This is a genomic window from Actinophytocola sp. (assembly GCF_045807065.1).
Taxonomy (GTDB): Bacteria; Actinomycetota; Actinomycetes; order Mycobacteriales; family Pseudonocardiaceae; genus Actinophytocola.
Map to the genome: position 1 here is coordinate 1 of NZ_JBJMIE010000043.1, position 5,216 is coordinate 5,216.

Consider the following 5,216-nt stretch of genomic DNA (forward strand, 5'->3'; position numbering starts at 1 on the left):
GCGGGGCTCGGGAGCTTGACGAGTGTCTTCGGGCGGCTGGCGCGGGCGCGGGCCGGTGCCGAGCGGGTCGGCGCGGTGCTGTCGCTCGACCCGATGCCGTATGGGGATGAGGTGCTGCCGGCGGGTCCCGGCCGTCTGGAGTTCCGGGACGTCTCGGTGGACTCGCTGTTGACCGGTGTCTCCTTCGCCGTGCCGGGCGGCGCGGTGGCGGCGGTCGTCGGGCGGTCGGGCGCGGGGAAGTCGGTGCTCGCCGGCGTCGCGGCGCGGCTGCGCGATCCCTCGTCCGGGGTGGTGTTGCTGGACGGGGTGCCGCTGACGGCGTTGTCCCACGACGAGCTGCGGTCGGCGGTGGGATGCGCGTTCGAACGGCCCTACCTCGTGGGGGCGACGGTCGGCGCGGCCATCGGTGCGGGCGGCGAGGAGGCGGCCCGGGCGACGTACGCACACGAGTTCGTGACCCGGCTGCCGGAAGGTTACGACACCGCGCTGGTGGACGCCCCGATGTCGGGCGGCGAGCTGCAGCGGTTGGGCCTGGCCCGCTCCTGGCCGGCGACGCGCCTGCTGGTCCTCGACGACGCGACCTCCAGCGTGGACATGGTGACGGAGATGCGCATCAGCGCCGCGATGACCGATGCCGGCGACCGGACGCGGTTGGTGGTGACGCACCGGTTGTCGACGGCGGCGCAGGCGGATCTCGTGGTGTGGCTGGAGAACGGTCGCGTGCGGGCGGTCGGCCCGCACGAGGAGCTGTGGCGACAGGACGACTACCGCGGGGTGTTCGGATGATCGCGCGGCCGTACGCGTCAGTGGCCCCTGGTGAGATGGCAGGTGTCGCGCGTGGTGCATCCGCGCCACTGCCTCCCCTGCGGTCGGCACCGTCACGACACCGCGACGCTCGGCGCCTGACCAACGGTCGGAAAAGAACCGGCCACGGCGGATTTGTCTCCCGCGCAGGGGAACCTCGCCGCGGTCGCACGCGGTCAGGAATTCGTTCGAGGCCTCGACCGGGACGGGGCGTGGGCCGTCTGCCCTACCGGCCACCTCTTCAGCTTGTCTGCCGCGAAAGACGTTTCGGCGGCACTGGCCGCTTGGCGAGAAGCCGGTGTCGGCGTGAGGTGGGGGTGGCCCGTGCGGCGTGAGTTGCGGTTCGCTCTTCGGTCGCTCAAGGCACGGCCCACTCTCGCGCTCGTCGGGTGGTCGGTGCCGGAGGTGCTGCCCGCCACGCTTTCCGGGCTCGTCGTCGCCAATGCCGTCGACCACGGGTTCCTCGCCGGTGAACCGGTGGTCGGGGTCGTCTGGCTCGCGTCCCTGCTCCTGGTCTCCGTGGTCGGTGCCGTCGGCACGCGCATGGTGTTCCGGCGGCTCGGGGACCTCGCCGAGCCGTTTCGCGACGAGCTTGTCCGGCGCGTCGTCAGCGGCGCCCTGCGCAACGGGGTCGCCGGGCGGCCCGATCACGGGGCACTCGCCCGGCTCACCCGCCAGGTCGAGATCGTCCGCGACACCTACGCCGGGCTCGTCATCGTCATCCGCGGGTTCATCGTCACCGTCGTCGGTGTGGTCGTCGGCGTGTTGTCGGTCGCGCCCTCGGTCGCGGTGTTGATCCTGCCGCCGTTCCTGTTGGGGCTCGCCGGGTTCGTCGCGATGTTGGGGCTCGCCGCCGCGCGGCAGCGGGCCTCCGTGCTCGCCGACGAGCGGCTCAGCGCCGCCGCCGGGCAGGTGTTCGCCGGGGTCAGGGACGTCGCCGCGGGCGGCACCGAGCAGCAGGCCGCGGCGCTCGTCAAGAAACCCGTCGACGAGCAGGCCGCCGCCGAGCGGGCGCTGGCCGGGGTCGCCGCCCTGCGGACCGCGTGCTTCGCCGTCGGGGGGTGGCTGCCACTGCTCGTGCTGCTCTTCGCCGGATCGTCCCTGGTGCGGAACGGGCTCAGCGCGGGCGAGCTGCTCGGCGGCGCCACCTATGTCCTCTTCGGACTACAGCCGGCCCTGCAGAACTTCGTCGCGGGGGTCGGGGGCAGCGGGCTGCGGTTCGTGATCACGCTCGGGCGGGTGCTGGACGGCAGCCACGTCCCGGCGCCGCCGACCACGCGAGCGGGCACCGGTCGGCGCGTCGTGCTCGAGAAGGTCACCTTCGCCTACGGACCGCACGCCGAGCCGGTCGTCCGCGACCTCGATCTCACCGTCGAACCCGGGGAGCACCTCGCCGTGGTCGGGCCCTCCGGCATCGGCAAGTCCACGCTGGCCAGCCTGATCTGCGGCCTGCGCCGCCCCGACCGGGGTGAGATCCAGCTCGCGGCCGACCGGGTGCTCATCCCCCAGGAGGCCTACGTCTTCACCGGCACCCTGCGGGACAACCTCACCTATCTGCGCCCCGACGCCACGACCGCCGATCTCGACGCCGCCGTCGAGGCGGTCGGTGCGGATCTCGGCGACTACGACGCCGAGATCCGACCGCAGGACATGTCCGCCGGTGAACGCCAACTGGTCGCGCTCGTGCGGGCCTACCTGTCACCGGCGCCGCTCGTCGTGCTCGACGAGGCGACCTGCCACCTCGACCCCGCCGCCGAACGGCGGGCCGAGCTGGCCTTCGCCGAACGGCCCGGGACACTCATCGTGATCGCCCACCGGATCAGCTCCGCGCTGCGTGCCCAGCGGGTCCTCGTGCTCGATGGCGCGGGCGCCACGGTCGGCGATCACGACGGTCTTCTCCGTACCTCCCCGCTCTACCGCGACCTGCTCGGTCACTGGGAAGCCGGACGGACCCCGGCTTCACAGCCAACCTGACTCGGTCGCGATACGGATCGCGTCGATCCGCGTGCGGGCCCCAGTCTTGTTCATGGCGTTCGACAGGTAGTTGCGCACGGTCCCCGGTGACAGGGACAGTTGTTTCGCGATCTCCGGGCCGCTCGCGCCTTCCGCCGCGAGCCGCAATACGGTCAATTCTCTCGGGGTGAACGGGTTCGTGCCCGCCGACAGTGCGGCGACCACCAGGTTCGCGTCGATCACCGTGCCGCCTTCCGCGACGTTCCGAATCGCGTGCAGCAGCCGCGTCGCCGGCGCGTTTTTGTCGATCAATCCGGATACGTCCGCGGCGAGCAGCCGTTTCAGCAGGCCCGCGGGCCGGGTTACGGTCAACGCGACGATCTGGCATTCTGGTAGCTTCTTGCGTAACTCGTGGACGGTCGTGAGCCCTTCGGTCTCCGGCATGTCCGCGGAGATCACCGCCACGTCCGGCCGCAGCCGCAAGGCCACCGACACCGCCTGGTGATCACATTTCAGGTCGGCGATCACCTCTATGTCCTCCTCGACGTCCAACATGCTGACCAGTGCCGTGCGAAGTAGATCCATGTCCTCCGCAAGTAATACCCGGATGGATCTACCATCCTCCTGCTCGACAGACTCCTTGGAGCCTTGACGCGTCATGCCTTCCTCCTGGGGACGGTAATCAGCCTGGTGCGGCGACCCCATCCGACCGCCGTGCCCACTGGGGAGTGTGTCCCGGCGATCTTTAACCTCGTTACGAGTCGTCCTACGCCTGGAGTAACGAGAGAAACATTCAGGTGGATACGCGCCCGTAATGTTACGGAAAATATGCCTGAAAATTCTGGGATGACCTGATCGGATGATTTTCATAAATAAGCCGTCTGGTGCAGTTGCACTACTACAAATGCACCAGACGGCCTCCGCAGATGCGTCAGACCCCACTCAGCGCCGCGGACAGCGCGCTCGCCACGAGTGGCGTGTACCCGCTCGCCTGCCCCGCGGTGTTCGGGTGGTAGGACTCGAGGACCGGGTTCGAGAGGCCGTTGAGCCACTCGACGTCGTCGCAGACCGCGTGGCCGGTGAAGGCCGCGCGGGCGTCGACGAAGCGGAACCCGTGTGCCGCCGCCCGGCCGCCGATGGTGGTGGCGAGCAGGTCGGCGGTGGCGTTCAGCGAGGTCTGCTCCGCCGGGCTGATCCGCGCCAGCACGTTGCACTCCTCGCCGTTGAACAGGCGTGGGTAGCCGATCACGGCCACCTTCGCGTTCGGCGCCTTCGCCCGGATCTGGTTGTAGAGGTTGTCGAGCGTGCCGGGCAGCGTGTTGCGGATGTAGGTGTTGGCGTTGTTGATGTTGGACGTGCACGTCCACGGCCATGGCAGCGCGCACTGCGTGATCACGTCCGAGAAGCCGGCGTCGTTGCCGCCGACGGACACGGTCACGAGCGCGGTGCTGGCACTGAGGCTGCCGAGCTGGTTCAGCACGTCGGGCACCCGCGCGCCGGAGCACGCGGCGAAGGTCAGGGTCGCGCCGAGCTGGGCGGCGACCTTGACGGGGTAGGCCAGCGGACTGCGGTAGCAGGAACCGCTGTCCGAGTAGTACGTCCTGCTGCCGACGCCGGACGAGTACGAGTCGCCGAGCGCGGTGTAGGGACCGACCGCCACCTGTGCCTGACCGACGCCCGCGCCGGCCAGGGCCAGTGCGGTGACGGCGGCGGTGACGAGTGCTAATCGCAGGGGTGTTTTACGGACACGCATGGGCTGCCTCCACACGCTCGCAGGGATCCCGGGAGAACCGGGCAGGATCAGCGTGGAGGCCCGGCGCGACCGGCGGCAATCGGCCGTTACGGTAAGAATTTTCGAGAGCTGGAGCGATACGGCAACTTTCCGTCAACCGTAGGCTCGGGGCATGTGCCGAAACATCACGCCGCTGCGGGGGCTCGAGCCCGCCGCGACGGCCGAGGAGATCGAGGCGGCCGCGCGCCAGTACGTCCGGAAGGTGTCCGGCGTGCAGACGGTCAGCGACCACACCCGCGAGCCGTTCGAGCGGGCGGTCGCGGAGATCACCGCGGTCACGACCCGCCTGCTCGCCGAGCTGCCGCCACGCAAGCAGCCGCCGACGACGGTGCCGCCGCTGCGCCGCCCGGAAGTGCGAGCCCGAATGGCGGCGAAGACCGCGGGGGGTTGACTCTCCGTGAGCGGGCCGGGCACGGGCCCGCGAACCGCCCAGCGGAGCGACACCGTGTGAGTTCACCCACGGGGGCTGCGTGTTCAGGGGGTAGATGCGTGAACTCGCGGTAAAGTCGCAGGTTGGCCCGCTGCCCACCGTCCGGATGCAGCGCCCGAACCCCGAACCTCGGAGGACTTCTTGCGCCTGCGTCTGACCGGTGGTCGATGACCGCCGTCTTCGAAGAGGCCCTGCTCAACGACCTGACCGCGCCGCCGGCCCGGTTCAGCGGTGCCC

The 5,216-nt window shown here is 70.3% G+C and carries 5 protein-coding genes; 3 read left to right on the forward strand and 2 right to left on the reverse strand.

The genetic code is table 11. The features are described 5' to 3' along the window. Together ACJ73U_RS02630 and ACJ73U_RS02635 are read left to right on the forward strand one after the other, a co-directional pair. The coding region (locus tag ACJ73U_RS02630) for an ATP-binding cassette domain-containing protein (protein WP_407775872.1) at positions 1 to 786 on the forward strand (786 nt) is incomplete at its 5' end. A 342-nt stretch (positions 787 to 1,128) separates the two neighbouring features. Then, positions 1,129 to 2,778, forward strand: a complete 1,650-nt coding sequence (locus ACJ73U_RS02635; RefSeq protein WP_407775873.1) for an ATP-binding cassette domain-containing protein — start codon at positions 1,129 to 1,131, stop codon at positions 2,776 to 2,778. Here the strand turns inward: ACJ73U_RS02635 and ACJ73U_RS02640 are convergent. Both ACJ73U_RS02640 and ACJ73U_RS02645 read right to left on the reverse strand, forming a co-directional pair. Continuing rightward, positions 2,764 to 3,417: a response regulator transcription factor gene (locus ACJ73U_RS02640; protein ID WP_407775874.1), complete on the reverse strand. Its 654-nt coding sequence runs from the start codon at positions 3,415 to 3,417 to the stop codon at positions 2,764 to 2,766. The two genes, ACJ73U_RS02635 and ACJ73U_RS02640, sit on opposite strands and share 15 nt — an antisense overlap. A gap of 271 nt (positions 3,418 to 3,688) precedes the next feature. Continuing rightward, positions 3,689 to 4,510, reverse strand: coding sequence for an SGNH/GDSL hydrolase family protein (locus tag ACJ73U_RS02645; RefSeq protein WP_407775875.1), 822 nt, complete (start codon positions 4,508 to 4,510; stop codon positions 3,689 to 3,691). Positions 4,511 to 4,661: 151 nt separating this feature from the next. On the opposite strand from ACJ73U_RS02645, the gene ACJ73U_RS02650 reads away from it, so the two are divergent. After that, a complete protein-coding gene (locus ACJ73U_RS02650) occupies positions 4,662 to 4,940 on the forward strand; it encodes a DUF2277 domain-containing protein (RefSeq protein WP_407775876.1) in 279 nt (92 codons plus the stop codon). The last annotated feature ends 276 nt before the right edge of the window (positions 4,941 to 5,216 follow it).